This window comes from Streptomyces sp. NPDC059917 (assembly GCF_042730635.1).
In the GTDB taxonomy this organism is placed as follows: Bacteria; Actinomycetota; Actinomycetes; order Streptomycetales; family Streptomycetaceae; genus Streptomyces.
In genome coordinates this window covers 58,973-76,701 of record NZ_JBHWLC010000041.1, presented here as the reverse complement: position 1 = coordinate 76,701, position 17,729 = coordinate 58,973, and the positions used below count along the sequence as shown (strand labels likewise).

Below are 17,729 nucleotides of genomic sequence, written 5' to 3'. Positions count from 1 at the left end.
CAGCTCCTTCACGTCGTCGTCCGATCGGTCAGGCGAGGAGCTTCTTGACGGTGGCGGCGACGCGCCCGCCGTCCGCCAGCCCGGCGACCTTCGGGTTCACGATCTTCATGACGGCGCCCATCGCGCGCGGCCCCTCGGCACCCGCCGCCCTGGCCTCCTCGACGGCCGACGCCACGATCGCGGCCAGCTCGTCGTCGCTGAGCTGCTTGGGCAGGTAGGCGTCGAGCAGCTCGCCCTCGGCGAGTTCGCGCGCGGCCTGCTCGGTGCGACCACCCTGCGCGAAGGCCTCGGCGGCTTCGCGGCGCTTCTTCGCCTCCTTGGCGATCACCTTGAGGACGTCGTCGTCGGAGAGCTCGCGCGCTTCCTTGCCCGCGACCTCCTCCTTGGTGATGGCGGTGAGGGTCAGTCGCAGCGTGGACGAGCGGAGTTCGTCGCGCGCCTTGATGGCAGTGGTGAGGTCTTCCCTGAGCGTGGCCTTGAGCGTGGTCATGGGTCGAGTCTGCCAGGTGCGGGGGCGCTGGCGCCCTTCGGTTTTCCCGGTCTGCGACGATGGGCCCATGCACGCGCGTTACGGAATCCCCTTGAAGGTCACCGCCGGCATCGCCGCGGCCGGAGTCGCCGGAGTGGCCTACGCCGCCGGTTTCGAAGCACGGTCCTTCCGGCTGCGCCGGGTCACCGTCCCGGTCCTTCCCCGGGGGATGCGGCCCCTGCGGGTCCTCCAGGTGTCGGACATCCACATGGTGGGCGGCCAGGGCAAGAAGCGCGCCTGGCTCCAGTCCCTGGCGGGGCTGCGGCCCGACTTCGTGGTCAACACCGGCGACAACCTCTCGGACACCGAGGGCGTGCCGGAGGTGCTCGACGCGCTCGGCCCGCTGATGGAGTTCCCGGGCGCCTACGTCTTCGGCTCGAACGACTACTACGGGCCGCGGCTGCGCAATCCGGGGCGCTACCTGATCGAGAAGGTCCAGGGCCGGCACGGGCTGAACGGCAACAAGCCGGTCGTCGGCGCCGTCCACAACCCGTGGGAGGACCTGCGGGACGCCTTCGACGCGGCGGGCTGGCTGAACCTGACTAACACCCGGGCGCGGATGAAGCTGGACGGGCTGGAGCTGGCCTTCACCGGTCTGGACGACCCGCACATCAAGCGGGACCGCTACGAGCGGGTCGCCGGCGGCCCGGAGGCGGACGCCGACTTCTCGCTCGCCGTCGTGCACGCCCCGTACCTGCGCGCGCTGGAGGCCTTCACCGCGGACGGCTACCCGCTGATCCTCGCGGGGCACACGCACGGCGGGCAGCTGTGCGTCCCCTTCTACGGGGCCCTGGTCACCAACTGCGACCTGGACGCCAAGCGGGTGAAGGGGCTCTCCACGCACGAGAGCGGCGGGCACCGCTCGTACCTGCACGTCTCGGCGGGCTGCGGCACCAACCGGTTCACCCCGGTGCGCTTCGCCTGCCCGCCGGAGGCGACGCTGCTCACCCTGACGGCCGCGGCCTGACCGCGTGATCGCCACGGCCCTCTTCCGCGCCCTGATCGCCCTGGCCGCGGCCGCGGGCGTGGTGATCGAGTGCGTCTACGGCAGCGTTCCCGTCGTGCTGAGCTTCTTCACCATCTGGACGAACATCCTGGTGGCGGTGGTCTTCGGCCTCTCGGCGGTGCGCACCTGGCAGCGCCGCCCGGCGCCCGACCCGCTGTGGCGGGGCGGGGTGCTGCTCTTCATCCTGATCACCGGGCTGGTCTTCCACCTGGTGCTGGACAACCCGTCCAGCCCCTTCAACGTGGTCGAGGACCTCGACCGGCTCACCGGCGCCCGGGCCGTCGCCAACCAACTGCTGCACACGGTCACCCCGATCGGCGCCGCCCTGGACTTCCTCCTGCTGACGACCCCGCGCGCGCTGCGCCCGCGGCACGCGGCGCAGTGGCTGGCCTTCCCCGCCGCGTACCTGACCTTCGCCCTGGTCCGCGGCGCCCTGCTGGCGCCGGGCACGAAGACCCGGTACACCTACCCCTTCCTCGACGTGGCCGAGTACGGCTACGCCCGGGTCGCGGTGAACGGGCTCGTCCTCGGTCTCCTCTTCTACGCCCTGGGTCAGGCCCTGGTCGCGGCCGACCGCTTCCGCCCACCCTTGCTGGCGCCCCGTGAAAACCGGATTTCGTCTCCGGGCGACGGTCCGCTAAAGTAATCGATGTCGCCAGGGCAGCAACACCGCCGGGGCGGCGATCGGGGTGTAGCGCAGCTTGGCAGCGCGCTTCGTTCGGGACGAAGAGGTCGTGGGTTCAAATCCCGCCACCCCGACTTCGTAAGACCAGGTCAAGGGCTTGATCCGCATCGCGGGTCAGGCCCTTCCTGCGTTTACGGGCCTGTCTTGGGAGCCATCTGGGAGCCGACCTCGAAATCCGGCTCCCACGGGAGCCGGGCCGAGCGCCGTCCATCCGGAAAGCTCACCGCATGGCTTGTGCCGGCACGAGCGCCGACGGTACGACGATCACATGCACCGTTGGTCACCCCTCAACGATCGCCAGCTCGCCCTCCTGACCCGGATCGGGGAGGGCGTCGAACCTGTCACGTCGGAGACCCCCGAACTCGCCCTCACCGCCCGAGCCCTGAAGGAACGGGGCCACATCGCCATGCCCAAGGAGGGCGGGAGATGGCAGGCAGAGATCACCGAGGTCGGGCGCTTCTACCTCCAGCACGGCCATCACCCCGACCGGCCTGAGCCGGCACCACGGAAGACCCGCCCGGTGACGACGCCCGGAGCCAAGAAGCAGGAATCCGACCGCGCCACCGAGCAGAAGGCCGCTGCCGAGCAGAAGCCCCCGGCACAACGCGTCGCTGGGACTCCACGGCCCTCTCCGGCCGATATCGGACGGGCGCTGATCACCGAGGTGCAGCAGGCCGGCCGCTTCCTCCGAGTCCCCAACCCGGACGAGGCCACGCGGGCCCGCTACCGCAGGGCATTCGACGCGGCTCACCAGTGTGCGCCGGCCGGGTACCACCTGAAGTACAGCGGGCGGACCAAGGGCGACTTCTTCTTGGGGCTGCTCCGGGTGACCGGCGAGGACGACACGGAGTGGAACCGGATCCGCCTGGCTCGCAGTCGTGTGATCACCGACGTGGACGACGTCCTCGCTGCCGTGACCGCGGACCACAGCGCCTTCGAGATCTCCGAGGGAGTCCTTCCTCGCGTGTTGTCCCTGCTCCGTCTCATCGCCGAGCAGGCCCTCCCCCTGCACGGAGAGATCACCGTGTCCAAGAAGCGCAGGCAGCCGAGGCCACTGCTCACGATCCATGGCCGTACGTACGAGATCACCTTCAAGGAACGGCAGAAGCAGGTCCGGTACGTGCCAAAGCCGGAGGGCCGCCGCCGCACATACGACTGGCAGCGGGTCGTGACGGCACAGCGGTTCGAGCCGTCCGGGGAACTGGAGATGGTCCTCGCCCAGCAACAGGGCTACCAGTACGGCTGGAAGAAGGAGTGGGCCGACACCGAGAAGAAGCCGCTTGAGGACCAGATCGGTTCGGTACTCCGGGCGCTTAGGACCCGGGCCGATGAGCAAGAACGGGCCCGGCTTGAGCAGGAGGCCGAACAGCGGCGGCTCCGGGACGAGCGGGAACGGCAGCAAGCCGAGGACCGCCGACTGGAAGCCGAAAGGCAAGAGCGCGCCCAACGGGAGTGGGAGGCCGCGGTCGGCACGGCTTCGATCAAGGCGGTGGACGCGGCTCGGGCCGAACACTTCGGCACCGCGCTGGAACAGTGGCGAGCCGCAGGAGAGATCCGGACCTTCTGCACGGCGCTGGATGAGGCCGCCGCCCAGACGGAGGACCCCTTCGAGGCCGAGCGGCTCCGGGAGTGGTCGGCGTGGGGTAGGGCGGAGGCCGACCGCCTGGACCCCACCCTGAACGGGAAGGGTCTCGGTGTCCGCAACTTCCACGCCGAGCCGACGGGGGACGAGTTGCGGCCGTTCCTCGACGGCTGGCACCCACACCGCCCGGAGAAGGTGAAGCCACCGGTGGAGCCCACACCGCCCAAGCCGGAGCCCGAGCGGTGGCGCGACGGCTTCAACGACGTACGTCGGGACCAAGGCTGGAGATATGGACCCCAAGGCCGCGCTCAATGGCGGAGGCGATGACGCCGTGCCCACGGTCCCGAAGCGCCTTCACCGCCTGCTCGACCAGTTCGCCGAGTCGCAGCACCTCGGCGCGTAGGGCGACGAGCTCGTCGTAGCGCTCGGCCTTCTCCTCCCCGCACCACTCCCGGACCGTGCGCAGGGCGGCCGCCTCTGCATCCAGCTTCCGGTCGTCCCGGCGGTGGTACGAGTGCCAGGAGGGCCGGGCGCGCTCCTCGTCCACGGCCTGCTGACGGCGGTCCACCTCCGGCAGGACCTCCTCGGCCAGGCGCTGGGCCACCTGCCGCGCGATCCGCTCGGCGATCGGCCAGCCCACCAGGCAGAGGCCGTTGCGGTCCTCGTGGACCATGGCGTCGCCGCGAAGGTCGGCGGGGTCCATGCCGACGAGCGGCGCCATCTCGTCAAGGTGGCCGAGCTCCAGCACACCCGCGTCCGCCACCGCCTTGCGCAGACGCAGTCGCCCCTTGGGGCGGACGAAGCCCAGGATCATCCGCGCTGCCTCGAACTCGGCGCTGCCCCGTACCTCCCTCGACGCCTCGGCCAAGCCGAGCTCTGCCGTGTCATCCGCGCGGAAGGCGTCGGCGTCAGCCCAGAGCACGAGCAGACAGCTGGCGCTGACCCACTCCTGCAGTCCGGCCTCATCACCGTCGAGGAACCGCACGTGGATTCCTGACCTGCCGGAGGCGCCCATCCGGACGATCTCCACCTGGCGTAGGGCACCGCCCAGTTCCTTCGGCCTGGCCCGATAGGCCCAGCACTCCCCGATCTCCATGACTCCATTGAGCCAGGCCGACGGCACCGCCGTGTGCCCATCCACGAGATCTCGCCGGGGACCGACGTCGGAATCGCCTCCCAGGCCATCCGTGATCTACCGCAAAGCGAGTGCCCCGTGTCACAACCCGCCCGTAGGCTCGGGGTAGTCGGCGTGGGAGCGCCGGGCTGACGGACTGAGGCAGGGGGACAGCGTGGATCATCTCTTCACCGTCGACGGGGGCTCGGCCACGCCGGTCTCACCGACCACGCTGGCAGCGGAAGGCCTCCTCAAACGGCAGCACCTCCAGGAGTGGGTGATCGCGCACCCTCAGGTCCTCGGCGAATCGGTGTTCGTGATCACCTCCGAGTTCGATCGGTGGACCGACACGGACGGGGTGCCAGCGCGCGACCGCTTGGACGTCCTGGGACTGGATGCCACCGGGCGCCTCGTGGTGGTCGAGCTGAAGCGGGGTACCGCCGACCGCGACGTCCACCTCCAGGCGATCACCTACGCCGCCCTGGTGTCCCGGTTCGACATTGACACACTGGCCCAGGCACACCGCGACTTCCTGAAGGGCAGGGGCGAGAGCGTCGAACTCGACGAGTGCCGACAGCGCCTCTTGAACCACGTGGACGGGGACTGGAGTCCGGAACTGCTCCAGCGCCCCCGACAGGTGATCATCGCCGCCGGCTTCCCCAAGCAGGTCACCCACACCGTCGTGTGGCTGTCGGAGATGAACCTCGACATCGACCTCATCGAGGTCGGCCGGCCTCTGGAAGGTCAAGGGACAGCTCGTCGCCGGATTCACCAAGGTCTATCCGACCCCGGAGGTCGAGGAGTTCACGCTCGCTCCGGCCCGGATCGAGGCCAAGGCCGCAGCCCAGAAACTGGAGGAACGCTCACGCGCCCGCAACGCCATGCACGTCCTCGTCGACGCCGGGCTGCTGCCCGATGGGGCCCGGCTTAGGCTCGTACCGAGGGACGGCGCACCGAAATCCGTCCGCGAGGACATCAGGACCTGGGCGGATGAGGACGGCAGGCGCGCGAGCGTCACATGGAGCAACGACCCCGCCACGCCGCTGACCTGGGACGCCGACGGCAAGTCGTACACGCCGACCGGGCTGGCCAACCATGTCTTCACCAGTGTGACCGGCCGCAAGGCCGACGGGATACAGGGCACGACCTGGTGGGACGTCGATACCGACCCCGTCCCCGACACCGTCGACCCCGGTGAGTGGGCGGCCCTGAAGGGCACCGACCTCGCTCGCCTGGCAAGGCAGCACAGCGGAACGAGCAAGGACTGGTCGGGTCTGCACACCCTCCTGGAAGCCGTCACTTCCGGCCGGTGGACGACCTACGGGGACGTGGCCACCGTGATCGGCAGCCACGCCGTCCCGGTCGGCAACCACCTGGCCACCTGCGGCAAGTGCCCCAACGCCTGGCGTGTGCTCACCGCCACGGGGGTCGTCAGCGACGGCTTCCGGTGGCCCGACCCGGCACGCGCGGACACCCCTGCGGGCCGAGGGCATCCGCTTCGAGGCGGACGCCGCCGGTCGGGAAGCACGCCTGTCGGTGGACGAACTCCGGGGTCTCCAGATCAGCTGACGTCCTGCCGGATGCGTCCCGCAGACCTGCGGACGAGCGCCGAGCGCGGCACTCACCTGTCGGCTATCGCCCAGCAGATCGAGCTCGCAGAAGTGCGTCGAGTGCACGCACCGGAGACTTCGGTGTCATCGACAAGCGAGCATCCAGGGCTGCCTCCCATTGCTGCGTGAGGCCGGCCATGAGGCGTTGGCGCATGCCAGGGGTGACGTGGGCGTAGCGGGCGGAGACCGAGCCGTCGATGTGGCCCATGCGTTCGTCCATGAGGACCTTCTCCGTGCCGAGGTCCTCCATGAGCGTGCGGTGGGAGTGGCGTAGGCCGTGCGGGGTGAGGCCCCTGGCGATAGCCGTCCAGCAGGCGTCGGCGCGACCCTGGGCGTTGCGACCTCGGACCGGTATGCCCGGGAACGGGTCGCCGAGGAGCGGAACGGGACGGGGCTCCTGCGGTGCCTTCTTCGGGTACCAGCCCGTCGTCGCCGGGTGGAAAAGCCAGGTGGCGAAGCCGTTGCGGCGCCAGTGTGCGGCGTGTTCCGAGGGCGCACCGCCGCGTACGAAGCCCAGCTCGGCGATGGCGAGTTCGACGCGGGTACGGGTGGCCTCGCGCACGCGGTCGGGGTGGTTGAGGACGTTGGACACTGCCGAGATCACCGGCTTCCTCGGCGTCTACACCAACCCCCGCCACATCGTGGCGTACACCGCCGGCGAGATCCGCCAGCAGTACGAGAACACCTACATCGGCCGCTTCCGTCGGCGGCGAGCCCACAATCAACGACGAGGCCGACGGCGTCCGCTTCATCCGGCCCGCCGAGCTCGACCAGTACGACATCCACCCAAGCATGCGCCAGCAGATCGGCGACTACCTCGCCGGCACCTACCACTACCTCGGCTGAGCCGCCAGCGTGGCCTCCATCCGACCCACGGCGGCAAAGATCTCCGGCGCCGCCCGGCTGATGAACTGCCCGACTACGCTGTCGTCCCCGTAGCGGCCTAAGATTTCCGCGACACGCTCCTCCGCGGTGGTCCGGCCGCCGTCGGGCGTGGTCGTCATGTCGCAGTAGACGAGCGCTTCCACTAGCAGCGGCCCTTCCAACAAGGGGAAACTCGCTCGAGAGCTCCTCCCGCAGCCCACGCGCCTCGGCCTCCAGGAGCGCAAACCAGTGGTTCGCGCCCAGCCGCACCCGCCGCTCGTCGGCTTCGTGCTCGTCGCGAAGGAACCGGGCGGGCCGCTTCCAGCGGATGGAACCCGGTCGTGGCCAAGCGCGGCGCCTACCTGACATCGTGCAGTGTGGCGGTGGCGACGAGCAGTCCGGCGTCCTTGCCGAGGGCCTGTCCGATCTCGGTCGCACGTTCCGCCACTCCCTGTCTATGCGCCCACCGACTTGGGAGCGCGGGACTGAGTTCGGTTGCCGCCAGTCTCGTTGCCCATTCTTCGACTAGATCACCCATGCCGCGCTCCCTGCCCGGGGTTCGCCGCGCGAAGGGAGGCGGGCGTGAGGCTGTAGGACCCGCGGCCACCGTCCCGCGTCTGCTGCAGTTCAGGGAACAATGGATCAGTTCAAGGCGTCGCCCGTACGGTTGGAAGGATCAGCGCTGTCGCTGGTGTACCAGGAGGGAGGAAGAGGCACAGGGGTGCTCTGAACGACAACCCAATGACGCCTTTCAACGCGCGATGACCGGCAACCCGATCGCCGCGTGTGATGAGGCGCTGCTCCCAGCGCGCTGACCATCGTCCACCCCTACCTCTGAAGGCCATGAACGCATTCGACCGTTGGTACAAGGGGCTCAGCAGCTTCAACCGGGACCTCGTCCTGCGGCACTTCTGCGCAGAGGCTCCGGTTCCGCTAGGCGAACTTGCTTCTCGGCATGCCCTTCTTCGGGAGACTGCGCGGCAGTGCCGGAACTTCCTCATGGACGAGTTCAACCGCAGTGTCGAGGGGGATTCGATACTCCGTGCCTGGATAGAGCACGCGGAGCTTGCCCTGCGGAAACCTTGCCTCGTCAGTTCGTTTCTGGACCGCCACGCCTGGCTTGGCGAGAACATTGGGGACAGGCTCACCGTCCTCCGCCTGTTCACCGGCATGCGCTGGCTGGACGCAACTACCTCCCCGACTGGACAGTGGATCTTCATGGACAGTCTGGAAGAGTGTGGCGCCGCCACGGTAAGAGCCCTTGATCTTGATGTCGACGAGGTGATGAGCCTGTCGACAGCCTCCGCTCTTCTCGACGCACGCCAGGTGCCTGTCCCCAGCGATCTCGACACCCTGCGTCAGTGGCTGATCCACTGCGGTCTTTACTGTGAGGGCAACCAGATCTTGTCGACTCGCTCCAAGCCCCAACCGACTGAGACCGCTGTCGTCTTTGGTGAGCTGGTCGAGCGGCTGTCCGTCCTCCTAGTAGATAAAAACGGCGAGAGCATTCTTACTCTCGGTGACCTTCTCGGTGAGGCGGAGACGACGGACGGGGAGCTTGGAGTGGTCTCGCGCATGCTCCGCGACGCCACCTTCACGGCGGGCGAGGGCTGGGTTGTGCCGGATCGCTCCACCGATTCGGAGCGGCGGCGGGCAGTGCGAGGCGAAGAAACCTCCGCGGAGCGCAATACTACGGAGGGTAATAGTACTTCGAGTGCGACCGAAGAAGTCAAAAGCAAGGAAGCAGAGAGTGACGGGTTCATTCCCATTACAGGCACGCTGGCAGATGCCAGCGGAGCGGGTCTGGAGGCGTCGCCCGGAGACCTCATCGCGCAGCTCCTCGAAGGCTGCCATGAGGGCATGAGCACCTCGCTCATCGAGGGTGCACTGGACGGAGTCGTGACAGAGGGAGAAGTGACAGAGGCACTCTTCACTGATGCACGCTTCGCGATCACGGTCAGGGGAGCCTGGTGCCTCCAGGACGGTTCCGACACGACTGCACCCTCCGCTGCAGCAATCCCGCCCCAGGGACTTTCCTCCCGAGAAGAAGAAGCGTCCGCTTCGACAACCGGCTCTGCCGGCGGCATCGGCTCGCACGGCGGGCTTCAGCGTGAGCGCGAGCGCCTCGACAAGGTGGAGGCCGCCTTGCGTGAGGCGGACACCCCGCTGACTGTCGAGGAGCTGAAGGAGCGCACGGGCGTCACCATCGGGATCCAGTATCTCCGGCAGCAGATCGAAGGGGATGCCCGCTTCAGCCGGAGCCAACGGAACCAGTGGGCGCTGACCGAGTGGCACCTCCCGGTGTACAAGCCGATCAAGGAACTGATCTCTGACATGGTCGATGCGCACGGCGGCCAGGTTGAGGTAGACAAGGTCGTGGCGATTCTCCGCCGAGACTTCAACATCCAGGAGTCCAGCCTGCGGGCCGCCATGTCCATTGCGCCATTCACGGCACGGGGAGGGGTCGTCCGCCGTACAGGTGAAGACCTGGACACTGGCTCTGAGGAATCAGCTGTCCCCGCAGCCCGCACCTCTGAGACCGACGCGCCGGCCGAGCAGCAGCCCCGCCCCGTCGATGAGGCCCCCGACGTGGACGACCTCATGGACCACCTGGGGTTGATCTGATGGCGGCTTCCCCTTTCCTCCGCGACTGCGGCGCGGGGTCCGACTACCGCAGCGACCGCAACAACCTGGTCGAGGACTTCTACCTGCCTGCCCTTGCCGCCTCCACCACCTACGACCGGGCCGTGGGCTACTTCGCTGCGTCGGTGATCGCCACGCTCGGGCAGGGAATCGACGAGTTCACCGTGCGCGGCGGCACCATGCGGATCATCGCTTCCCCCTACCTTGACCCGGCCGACATCAAGGACATTGAGGACGGCTACGAGCTGCGCGAAGTTCTCCAGCGTGCTGCCCTCCGAGACCTGGAGCAGGCGGTCGAAGACGCGCGGGCAGCCCGCGGTCTCGGCAAGCTCGGACAACTGGTCGCCGAGAACCGAGTCGATTTCAAGCTGGCCTATGTCGAAGAGCGTGGCCGCGTCGGCATGTACCACGAGAAGATCGGTGTCTTCCGGGACGGCCGAGACGTCATCGCCTTCAAGGGCAGCGCCAACGAGACCCGCTCCGGTCTTGTCGGCAACTTCGAGGCGATCGAGGTCTATCGGAGCTGGGACCCGAGCGATGCACGCCGGGCCGCCCGCATATGCAAGGACTTCGATGACCTCTGGGAGAACCGCACGCAGATGCTGCGCGTCATCCCGTTCACCGAGGCCGCCCAGGTGATCGTCGAGCGCAGCGCCCGGGCCACCGCCGACCAGTACGACCTGGACGACCTCCCGGCCGGCGGAACCCCCATCCGCACCACGCCGCTGCCTTCTCCTGGCATGCTTGCGATCCCGCCCAGCCTGAAGGTTCGCGACTACCAGAAGGAAGCTGTCCAGAACTGGTTCCGCAACCAGTGCCGAGGCATCCTCCGAATGGCCACAGGCACAGGCAAGACCCTGACCGCACTTTCCGCTGCCTCCCAACTTGGCACGCTCCTTCGGAAGAACGATGCATCCGCCGCACTCCTCACCGTCGTCGTGGCCCCGTACCAGCATTTGGTTGACCAATGGGCCAAGGACATCGAGTGGTTCGGCGTGACACCGTTGCGAGCGTACGAGGCGACCAGCAAATGGTCCCCGCGCGCTCACAGCCTGCTCCAGAACATCGCCCTCGGCGGTACGCGAGGCGGCGTCATCGTCACCACCAACGCCACCTTCGGCGGCGATGCCTTCCAGAACCTGCTCAGCTCCTATCGGGGGCACCTCCTGCTCATCGCGGACGAGGCCCACAACCTCGGCGCCGCGCACTTGCGTACCTGCCTCCCGGAGAAGGCCCAGTATCGCCTCGGCCTCTCCGCCACCCCGGAGCGCTGGTTCGATGAGGAGGGCACCAACGCCCTAACCGACTACTTCGACCGAGTCGTCTTCGAGATGGGCATCGGCGAAGCCATCCGCCGCAGGGCCCTGTGCCGCTACACCTACACGCCCATCCTCGTGGAGCTGGACGATGAAGAAGCCGAGCTGTACGCAGAGACCAGTGCGAAGATCGCCCGCCTGATCGCGGCCGGCACAGACCTGAAGGAGACCGCCGACCGGGACAGCCCACTCGGCCGACTTCTGAAGAAGCGCGCCGACATCATCGGCCACGCCCGCGGCAAGCTGGAGATCCTCCACGCGGAGATCGAGAGGCGCCGGTACACCAGCCACCAGCTGATCTACTGCGCCGAGGGCAAGCACCCCCTTCTCTACGAATACGGCACCGACGGCCCGCGCCAGATTGACCAGGTCATGGAAATGGTCGGTAACGAGCTGCACATGCCTGCTGCCCGCTACACCTCGGAGACGAAGCGCTCGGCCCGCCTGGACATCCTGCGCCGCTTCGAAAACAACGAACTCCAGGTCATCTCCTCCATGCGCTGCCTGGACGAAGGTGTGGACGTCCCGGCCTCCCGGACCGCCTACCTCCTGTCCAGTTCTTCCAACCCCCGACAGTTCATTCAGCGCCGCGGCCGCGTCCTGCGCAAGGCGCCCGGCAAGCAGCGCGCGGACATCATCGACTTCGTCGTCGTGCCGCCTGTGGGCGGGGAGGCGATGCAGTACGAGACCGAACGCAGTCTGCTCCGTCGCGAGCTGGCTCGCGTCGAAGAGTTCGCCCACCTTGCTGACAACGAGGGGGACACCCTCAATGTCCTCCGCCCCGTGCGCGAGCGCTACGGCCTCTTCGACACCTGAGCCCCCACTACAAGTACCCACCTTCTCCTCCGCACCCCCTACCTCGAACCAGGAGTAACCCGTGAGCGACGAAACAGCCGGCCAGCCTCCCGCACGAACGGTGCGCGACGTCCTGAGCGAGCTGCCGCGGGAAGCCAAGATCCTCGTCCAGAAGGTCATCGACCTGGAGACCGAGAACATCCACATCAGGGAGACGACCAAGGTCGTCCCGAAGATTGTCGACGCCGTGAGGGAACTGACCAAGTGAAGCTGCTCAAGCTGACGCTGAAGAACTTCCGGGCCTTCTACGGTGAGCAGGTTCTCGACCTGTCTGTGGAGGAGGGCAAGCCCGCCGTCCTCATTTTCGGTAACAATGGTGCCGGCAAGACCACCCTGCTCAACGCGTTCGCCTGGGCCCTCTACGGCACCTTCTCAGAAGACGTGGAACAGCAGCATCGCGTCATTCACGACAAAGCATGGGCGGACACGGCGTTCGGGGAGGCGATCACGGCCTCGGTTCGGCTGGACTTCGAGCACGACGGAACCCGGTTCTCCGTGGTCCGGCACGTCACCGTTATCAAGGAGAAGGCGGAGCAGGAGCCAGTCGAGCCTGAGCTGACGGTCACGGAGATCGGGATGGACGGCGAAGCCCAGAGCATCCTCAACGGCCAGGACCGGATCGAGAAGATCCTACCCAAGGGCCTGCGTCAGTTCTTCTTCTTCAACGGTGAGCGCATGGAGAAAATGTTCTCCGGCGACGTTAAGCGGGAAGGCGAAGGCAAGAACCAGGAGGTCCAGAAGGCCATCAAGACCCTGCTGGACTTGGAGGCCATCGAGCGTGCGCTGGAGGATCTGCCGAAGGTGTCCCGAAAGCTCGCCAGCGAGATCGGCTCCAAGGAGGACAGCAGGCTGAAGCAGTTGTCCGACCATATGGACCACCTCGCCACCCGCGAGAAGGAAGAGGTGGCAGAGATGCTGCGCCTCTCAGGCGAAATCAGCGCCTTCCAGAAGGAAGTCCAATCCATTGACCGCGCCCTGCTCCAGAACAGGGAGGCTGAGCCGCTCCAGAAGAAGCGGGACTCACTGACCCGCCGGATCAAGGCCGCGCACGACCGACACATGGAGTACAAGAGCCGCAAGCGCGAGCTGCTGTCACGGCACGGCTTCCTGGCTCTGACCAGTGGGATCGACACCAAGGTGATTGAGCTCGCGGACGAGATGCGAGAGCGCCGCCAGCTGCCCGCAGGCATCCAGCGCAGCTTCATCGAAGACATCCTCGAGGCCCAGCTGTGCATGTGCGGCCGAGAGGTCCGCGAGGGGACCAAGGAGTACGAGGAGCTGGACAAGCGCAAGTACAACGCCGGTCTCGAGGACGTTCAGGAGAGCTGGATGCGGGTCAGCGGCAAGATGAAGAACCTGGAGGAGAGGCGCCAGGAGATCCTGGAGCAGCTCACCCTCAACGCTTCCGACATTCAGAAGGCAGACGTCGAGATCAGCGAGCTGGAAGCCGAACGCTCTGATGTTGATCGGCAGCTGGAGGGGGTGAACATCCAGGACGTCCAGCGCCTCATCGAGCGCCGGAAGAACTACGCCTCCAAGGAGACCGACGCCCGCGTCGCACACAAGGAGGCTGAGAACAAGGTCACCTCGATCAAGCAGGAGGCAGAGGCCACAGGCCGTCAGTACCGGAATGCTGAGGTCAAGAGCGAGAAGGCCCGCAAAGTTCAGAAGCAGGTCGAGCTCGTCGAGAAGGTGCGTGCCGCGCTGAAGGAGATCCTCGAGATCAAGACCGAGGAGGTCCGCGACCAGCTCGACAAGCAGGTCAAGGAGGTCTTCTCCCGGATCTTCATCAAGAGCTACGTACCCGAGCTGAATGACGACTTCGAGCTGGAGCTACACACCGCGAGCGGAGTGGCCATCCGCTCCACCGGTGAGAACCAGATCCTCGGTCTCAGCTTCGTCGGCGCGGTCTCCGAGGTTGCCAGGAACATCAGTGCCCGGAAGAAGAATAGGGGGGAGGCGACAATCGAGACCGGCAGCGGCGGTGTCTACCCGGTTGTCATGGATGCCCCCTTCGGCAGCCTCGACCTGACATATCAGGAAGAGATCTCCAAGGCCCTGCCGGCGCTGACATCCCAGATCATCACCCTGCTCTCGCAGTCGCAGGCGCGGGGCAAGGTTCTGGAGAATCTCCAGCAGGCCGCCAATCAGATGTACGTACTGCGCTCTTATACGCCGAACCAGTCGGCGGGTGAAGAGACGATCGTGGTCAACAACCGTGAGGTTCCGTACGTGTCACACGGCGACTTCGAGCACACTGTTCTGGAGAAGGTGACCCTCTGATGGCCTACACGGACCGATTCCGCCGTCCCAAAGAGCATGAGGAGCTGCTCGGTAAGCTCGCCGACAGAAAGACCGGGACATTCGCGACCATGGTCGAGGCGATGATGTTCGCCGCGCTGCTCGGCCGCCGCCGAGGCGAGCGCAAGCCGTTCGACCAGGCTGACGAGCCGATCCGCCTCGCGCTCATGGAGAGCCGGGACTACGGGGAGGTGCTCCTCGACATGCTCGGAGCCGTCGAGTGCCCCGACGACCCGAAGATCCTCAGCGCCGACCGCCAGCCTGAGCGGCTCCTCATCTTCGAGGAATACGCGAACGCCGGCCTGTCCCACCTGCAGACACTTATAAACCGTCAGTCCGACCAGGACCTCGATTCGATCATCTCGAACCTCGTCCTCGAGGGCCTTCAGACACCTCCGACGGAAGAGAAGGACGACGTGGGCGACATCCTGGCAAGCGCCGATTTGGACTGGTAGTTGCCTTGGTGGGGTGTGTCCCGTCTTCGACGGGACACACCCCACCAAATCAAAATCGACTCTTCTGGAAGTTCTGTGCGTAGATTTTCGCTCCCACGAACCGTTGATTGCGCCACGGGTCGTGGCTGTCGCAGTAGACAGCACAGTTAGTGGGGTTGATTGCCCCGGACAGACGTCGTGGGGCTACGAATAGTTCTGCATTTTCGATGTTTGCTCTGCATCCAGAATAGTCCTCACAGCGCCCCCGCATCTTTACGAGTCGAACGACCCAGAGTGGGCGAGGAACGCTGATCCTGCCCATGTTTGGATGGTCGAATGTGCCCGCGTACGCGGACGGAGTTCCGTAGAGATCGATATGTGAAGACTTCTTGCGGTTGCACCATCCGCAGGCAAGCCTCAAGTTGCCCATGGAGGTTTCTCCGCCGATGGCCACGGGGCGAATGTGATCCACCTCCGGCAGGAGATCTCCTGGCCTGAGCCCACGTGGCCGAACGAAATCAACTGCGATTGGAGGGGTTACTTGTGGCGCATCGGGTACCCACAGGAACCTATCTCTTGCCGCAGCTGTGAACAGGTATCCGCAAAGGTAGCATCGGGGGTTTGGCTGACTGCTCCAAATCTCGCTGCGTTCCTTCTTTGTGAGCTTTCTTCGGTGGATGCTCCGGCGGAATTCAATCTCGGGCCATGCTGTCTGAGCGACTACCTTTGCCAGGTGGGCGATCTCGTCCCAAGGCGTGCCTCTGTGATCTTCCTGGAGGGTATCCCGCACTTCTCTATAGAAATGGGCGTAGCTCAATCTGGTGTCGATCTCGTAGGCTGCAGTATCGACGATTCCATTTATGTACCAGAGAGCCCAGGTGGAATTGATGTCAGACTTGAGTAGCCACCCCAGCGGGCCGTGCGCGTGTTGGGGAACCGACTCTCTAGCGAGGGCATGGATCGGGGCTGTTTCCCAGGGGTAGCTGAAGGCTTCCTGGGCTACAGTGATCCATGAGGCCAAGGTGCGGGTGTCCATGGTGAGCCCTCGATCAGGGCGTGTAGTTTTCTACACGCGGAAGGCGCTCCGGATCCTTGCGGTACTCAACCCAGACTTTTGCCCACTTCTCACGGACTGCCCGCTGGTCTTTCTTCAGCCCGACGCGCCAATCTCGGTTGAAGTACTGATTGTTTACATCTTCGAGCCAAGACTGAACGGTGGAGTTGACATCCTCGACGGAATGCAAGGTCATCTTGCGCTCGGTGAGGAACTGGAAGTAGTCGGCGGCCAGGATCGTCAGATGGATCTTATTGTATAGATTTGATGTGGTGCTTCCCCAGGCGTTATTGGCGTTCTGGTCGTCATCGCCGAATCGATTCCTGATCTCCCAAAAGAATCGAATTGCGACGTCACGCCAAGGGCCATCCGGGGCTTTCCAGATTTTGTATTTCTCTTCCAGGGTGGTTCCGACGGAAACCAGATTGGAGCTCTCGAAATGCTTCCGGCGCCAGACGTCAGCGAAATCGACGGTTCCCCCGAAGATTTTTCCTCCCTTTAGCTCACGGAAGATGGAGGTGAGAGACTTCAGAACCGTCCACTTGAGTAGGTTGCTGGCGTCGCCACCGATGCCGGTCTGCACTAGCCCCATGAAAGGGCTCTCGCTGGAGCGGGTCATGTAGGCAACGGCTTGGGAGTCGTCGAAGGGGATGCCGGCGCGGCGTAGCCGATCTGCGACGGGTTCCGTCTCTTCCTTTGAGAGGGAAGTCGAGACGATGGTACCGAGCAACGCCGGTTGCATGGGAGTGGCTTTCTGGTTCACCACTACAAACTGGAAGACATGTTCCGAGGGGCTGGAGTCAAGCAAGAGTGAGATAGGGAGGAGCCGGGCCTTCGATTCGAGGACTCGCCTGTGGGCTAGGTCGGGTTCGGCTCCACTGTCGACCTCAGCGGTCGCCAGCTCCATCCCTTCCTTGGAGTTTGCGAAATCTTCTGCGGCACGGACGGCTCCATGCAAACGATGCTGCCCATCCACCAGCACTACGGGGCGCAGATAGCTGAGCAGAGCATCGATGTTGAAGCCGGCCAGATTATCAGGGCGCTGCGAAGGGGGCATCTCTCGAAGGATCGATGCCCTTATCTTCAACTCCAGGTAGAAATCGAGGATCTGAGTCTCTTCGATGAGGAGGGCAGATGCGAGATCAGAATCCGGATCGACGGCCTCGGGGTCGATAGCGAAGAAGTCGACTTCCGAGTCTTCCTGGTCAGATTCTTCCTCCTCGGGAAAGTGTTGCTGCACGGACTCGCTCTGCTGCCGGGCTTGGTCCAGAACTCTCCGGCGGCGGGCAGCGTCGATTTGCTGCTCCCGGAGAGCGGGGACCCGCTCCTCTAGCCGCGCGCATACGAGGTCGAGGGCGTCGAGCAGGGTGAGATTCTCCACCGACTCGGTGCGGATGGTCAGGGTACCGAACTTGGGCTGTTCAGAGTTGGGTCTGAAGCTGACGGCCGTAGGGTCTTGAAGGGCACCGAGGAGCGGGTTCTGAACAACATTTCGTTCTTCGCTGAAGAACTTGGCCAGTTCGCGCAGCCGTCCTTGGTTTTCTTCCCGCTGCCAGCCGACCGTTTCGCTGTCGCTGAGTCGGCGACGCTGAGGGACGCCGACCCACCGATCGATGTCGGTGGCTTTGGCCGAGAAGAGCAACAGCGGCTTACTGCTCGCGGTTTCCTGCGAGACGTATACCGGGTATTCGAACTTCTCCTCGGGCATGCCTCTTCCCCCTGGGCTATGTTGAGCG

13 protein-coding genes, 1 tRNA gene and 3 pseudogenes are annotated in these 17,729 nt (G+C 65.6%); 11 read left to right on the top strand and 6 right to left on the bottom strand.

What is annotated here, in order from left to right; genetic code table 11:
- Positions 1–28: 28 nt before the first annotated feature.
- A complete protein-coding gene (locus tag ACFWAR_RS23470; RefSeq protein WP_385780328.1) occupies positions 29–490 on the bottom strand; it encodes a GatB/YqeY domain-containing protein in 462 nt (153 codons plus the stop codon).
- 67 nt (positions 491–557) lie between these two features.
- On the opposite strand from ACFWAR_RS23470, the gene ACFWAR_RS23465 reads away from it, so the two are divergent.
- The 4 genes from ACFWAR_RS23465 (at position 558) to ACFWAR_RS23450 (ending at position 4,129) form a co-directional block, all read left to right on the top strand.
- Positions 558–1,496, top strand: coding sequence for a metallophosphoesterase (locus tag ACFWAR_RS23465; protein WP_385780325.1), 939 nt, complete (start codon positions 558–560; stop codon positions 1,494–1,496).
- Positions 1,497–1,500: 4 nt separating this feature from the next.
- Entirely contained in the window at positions 1,501–2,181 is a 681-nt protein-coding gene (locus tag ACFWAR_RS23460; protein WP_385780322.1) for a Pr6Pr family membrane protein, read from the top strand.
- Between the two features lie 39 nt (positions 2,182–2,220).
- Positions 2,221–2,294 (top strand) — tRNA-Pro (locus ACFWAR_RS23455).
- 194 nt (positions 2,295–2,488) lie between these two features.
- Entirely contained in the window at positions 2,489–4,129 is a 1,641-nt protein-coding gene (locus ACFWAR_RS23450; protein WP_385780320.1) for a PE-PGRS family protein, read from the top strand.
- On the opposite strand, the gene ACFWAR_RS23445 is transcribed toward ACFWAR_RS23450, so the two are convergent.
- On the bottom strand, positions 4,059–4,898 hold the full coding sequence (locus ACFWAR_RS23445; RefSeq protein ID WP_385780317.1) for a PE-PGRS family protein: 840 nt from the start codon (positions 4,896–4,898) through the stop codon (positions 4,059–4,061). The two genes, ACFWAR_RS23450 and ACFWAR_RS23445, sit on opposite strands and share 71 nt — an antisense overlap.
- Before the next feature lie 193 nt (positions 4,899–5,091).
- Here ACFWAR_RS23445 and ACFWAR_RS23440 point away from each other — a divergent pair, with 193 nt between their 5' ends.
- Positions 5,092–5,847: a hypothetical protein gene (locus ACFWAR_RS23440; protein WP_385780315.1), complete on the top strand. Its 756-nt coding sequence runs from the start codon at positions 5,092–5,094 to the stop codon at positions 5,845–5,847.
- A 701-nt stretch (positions 5,848–6,548) separates the two neighbouring features.
- Here the strand turns inward: ACFWAR_RS23440 and ACFWAR_RS23435 are convergent.
- Positions 6,549–7,118, bottom strand: a pseudogene (locus ACFWAR_RS23435) (LacI family DNA-binding transcriptional regulator); the annotation flags it as partial.
- A 1-nt stretch (position 7,119) separates the two neighbouring features.
- Here ACFWAR_RS23435 and ACFWAR_RS23430 point away from each other — a divergent pair.
- Positions 7,120–7,372: pseudogene (locus tag ACFWAR_RS23430) on the top strand (NUDIX hydrolase); the annotation flags it as partial.
- Here ACFWAR_RS23430 and ACFWAR_RS23425 read toward each other — a convergent pair.
- Positions 7,360–7,928, bottom strand: a pseudogene (locus ACFWAR_RS23425) (phosphohydrolase). The pseudogenes ACFWAR_RS23430 and ACFWAR_RS23425 overlap by 13 nt on opposite strands.
- Positions 7,929–8,233: 305 nt before the next feature.
- Here ACFWAR_RS23425 and ACFWAR_RS23420 point away from each other — a divergent pair.
- The 5 genes from ACFWAR_RS23420 to ACFWAR_RS23400 all read left to right on the top strand — a co-directional run bounded on the left by ACFWAR_RS23420 (position 8,234) and on the right by ACFWAR_RS23400 (position 14,960).
- Positions 8,234–10,015 (top strand): hypothetical protein, encoded by a 1,782-nt coding sequence (locus ACFWAR_RS23420; protein ID WP_385780313.1) that lies wholly within the window; start codon positions 8,234–8,236, stop codon positions 10,013–10,015.
- Entirely contained in the window at positions 10,015–12,165 is a 2,151-nt protein-coding gene (locus tag ACFWAR_RS23415) for a DEAD/DEAH box helicase family protein (RefSeq protein ID WP_385780310.1), read from the top strand. Before ACFWAR_RS23420 ends, ACFWAR_RS23415 begins: the two co-directional genes overlap by 1 nt.
- Before the next feature lie 61 nt (positions 12,166–12,226).
- The gene (locus tag ACFWAR_RS23410) at positions 12,227–12,412 is read left to right on the top strand and encodes a hypothetical protein (protein ID WP_366007843.1); all 186 of its coding nucleotides are present in this window, start codon (positions 12,227–12,229) and stop codon (positions 12,410–12,412) included.
- Positions 12,409–14,487, top strand: a complete 2,079-nt coding sequence (locus ACFWAR_RS23405) for an AAA family ATPase (RefSeq protein WP_385780308.1) — start codon at positions 12,409–12,411, stop codon at positions 14,485–14,487. The genes ACFWAR_RS23410 and ACFWAR_RS23405 overlap by 4 nt, the downstream gene beginning before the upstream one ends.
- Positions 14,487–14,960, top strand: a complete 474-nt coding sequence (locus ACFWAR_RS23400) for a DNA phosphorothioation-associated protein 4 (RefSeq protein ID WP_385780305.1) — start codon at positions 14,487–14,489, stop codon at positions 14,958–14,960. The genes ACFWAR_RS23405 and ACFWAR_RS23400 overlap by 1 nt, the downstream gene beginning before the upstream one ends.
- Positions 14,961–15,009: 49 nt before the next feature.
- On the opposite strand, the gene ACFWAR_RS23395 is transcribed toward ACFWAR_RS23400, so the two are convergent.
- Together ACFWAR_RS23395 and ACFWAR_RS23390 are read right to left on the bottom strand one after the other, a co-directional pair.
- Positions 15,010–15,975, bottom strand: coding sequence for an HNH endonuclease (locus tag ACFWAR_RS23395; protein ID WP_385780302.1), 966 nt, complete (start codon positions 15,973–15,975; stop codon positions 15,010–15,012).
- A gap of 13 nt (positions 15,976–15,988) precedes the next feature.
- A complete protein-coding gene (locus ACFWAR_RS23390) occupies positions 15,989–17,701 on the bottom strand; it encodes a hypothetical protein (RefSeq protein WP_385780300.1) in 1,713 nt (570 codons plus the stop codon).
- Positions 17,702–17,729: the final 28 nt, after the last annotated feature.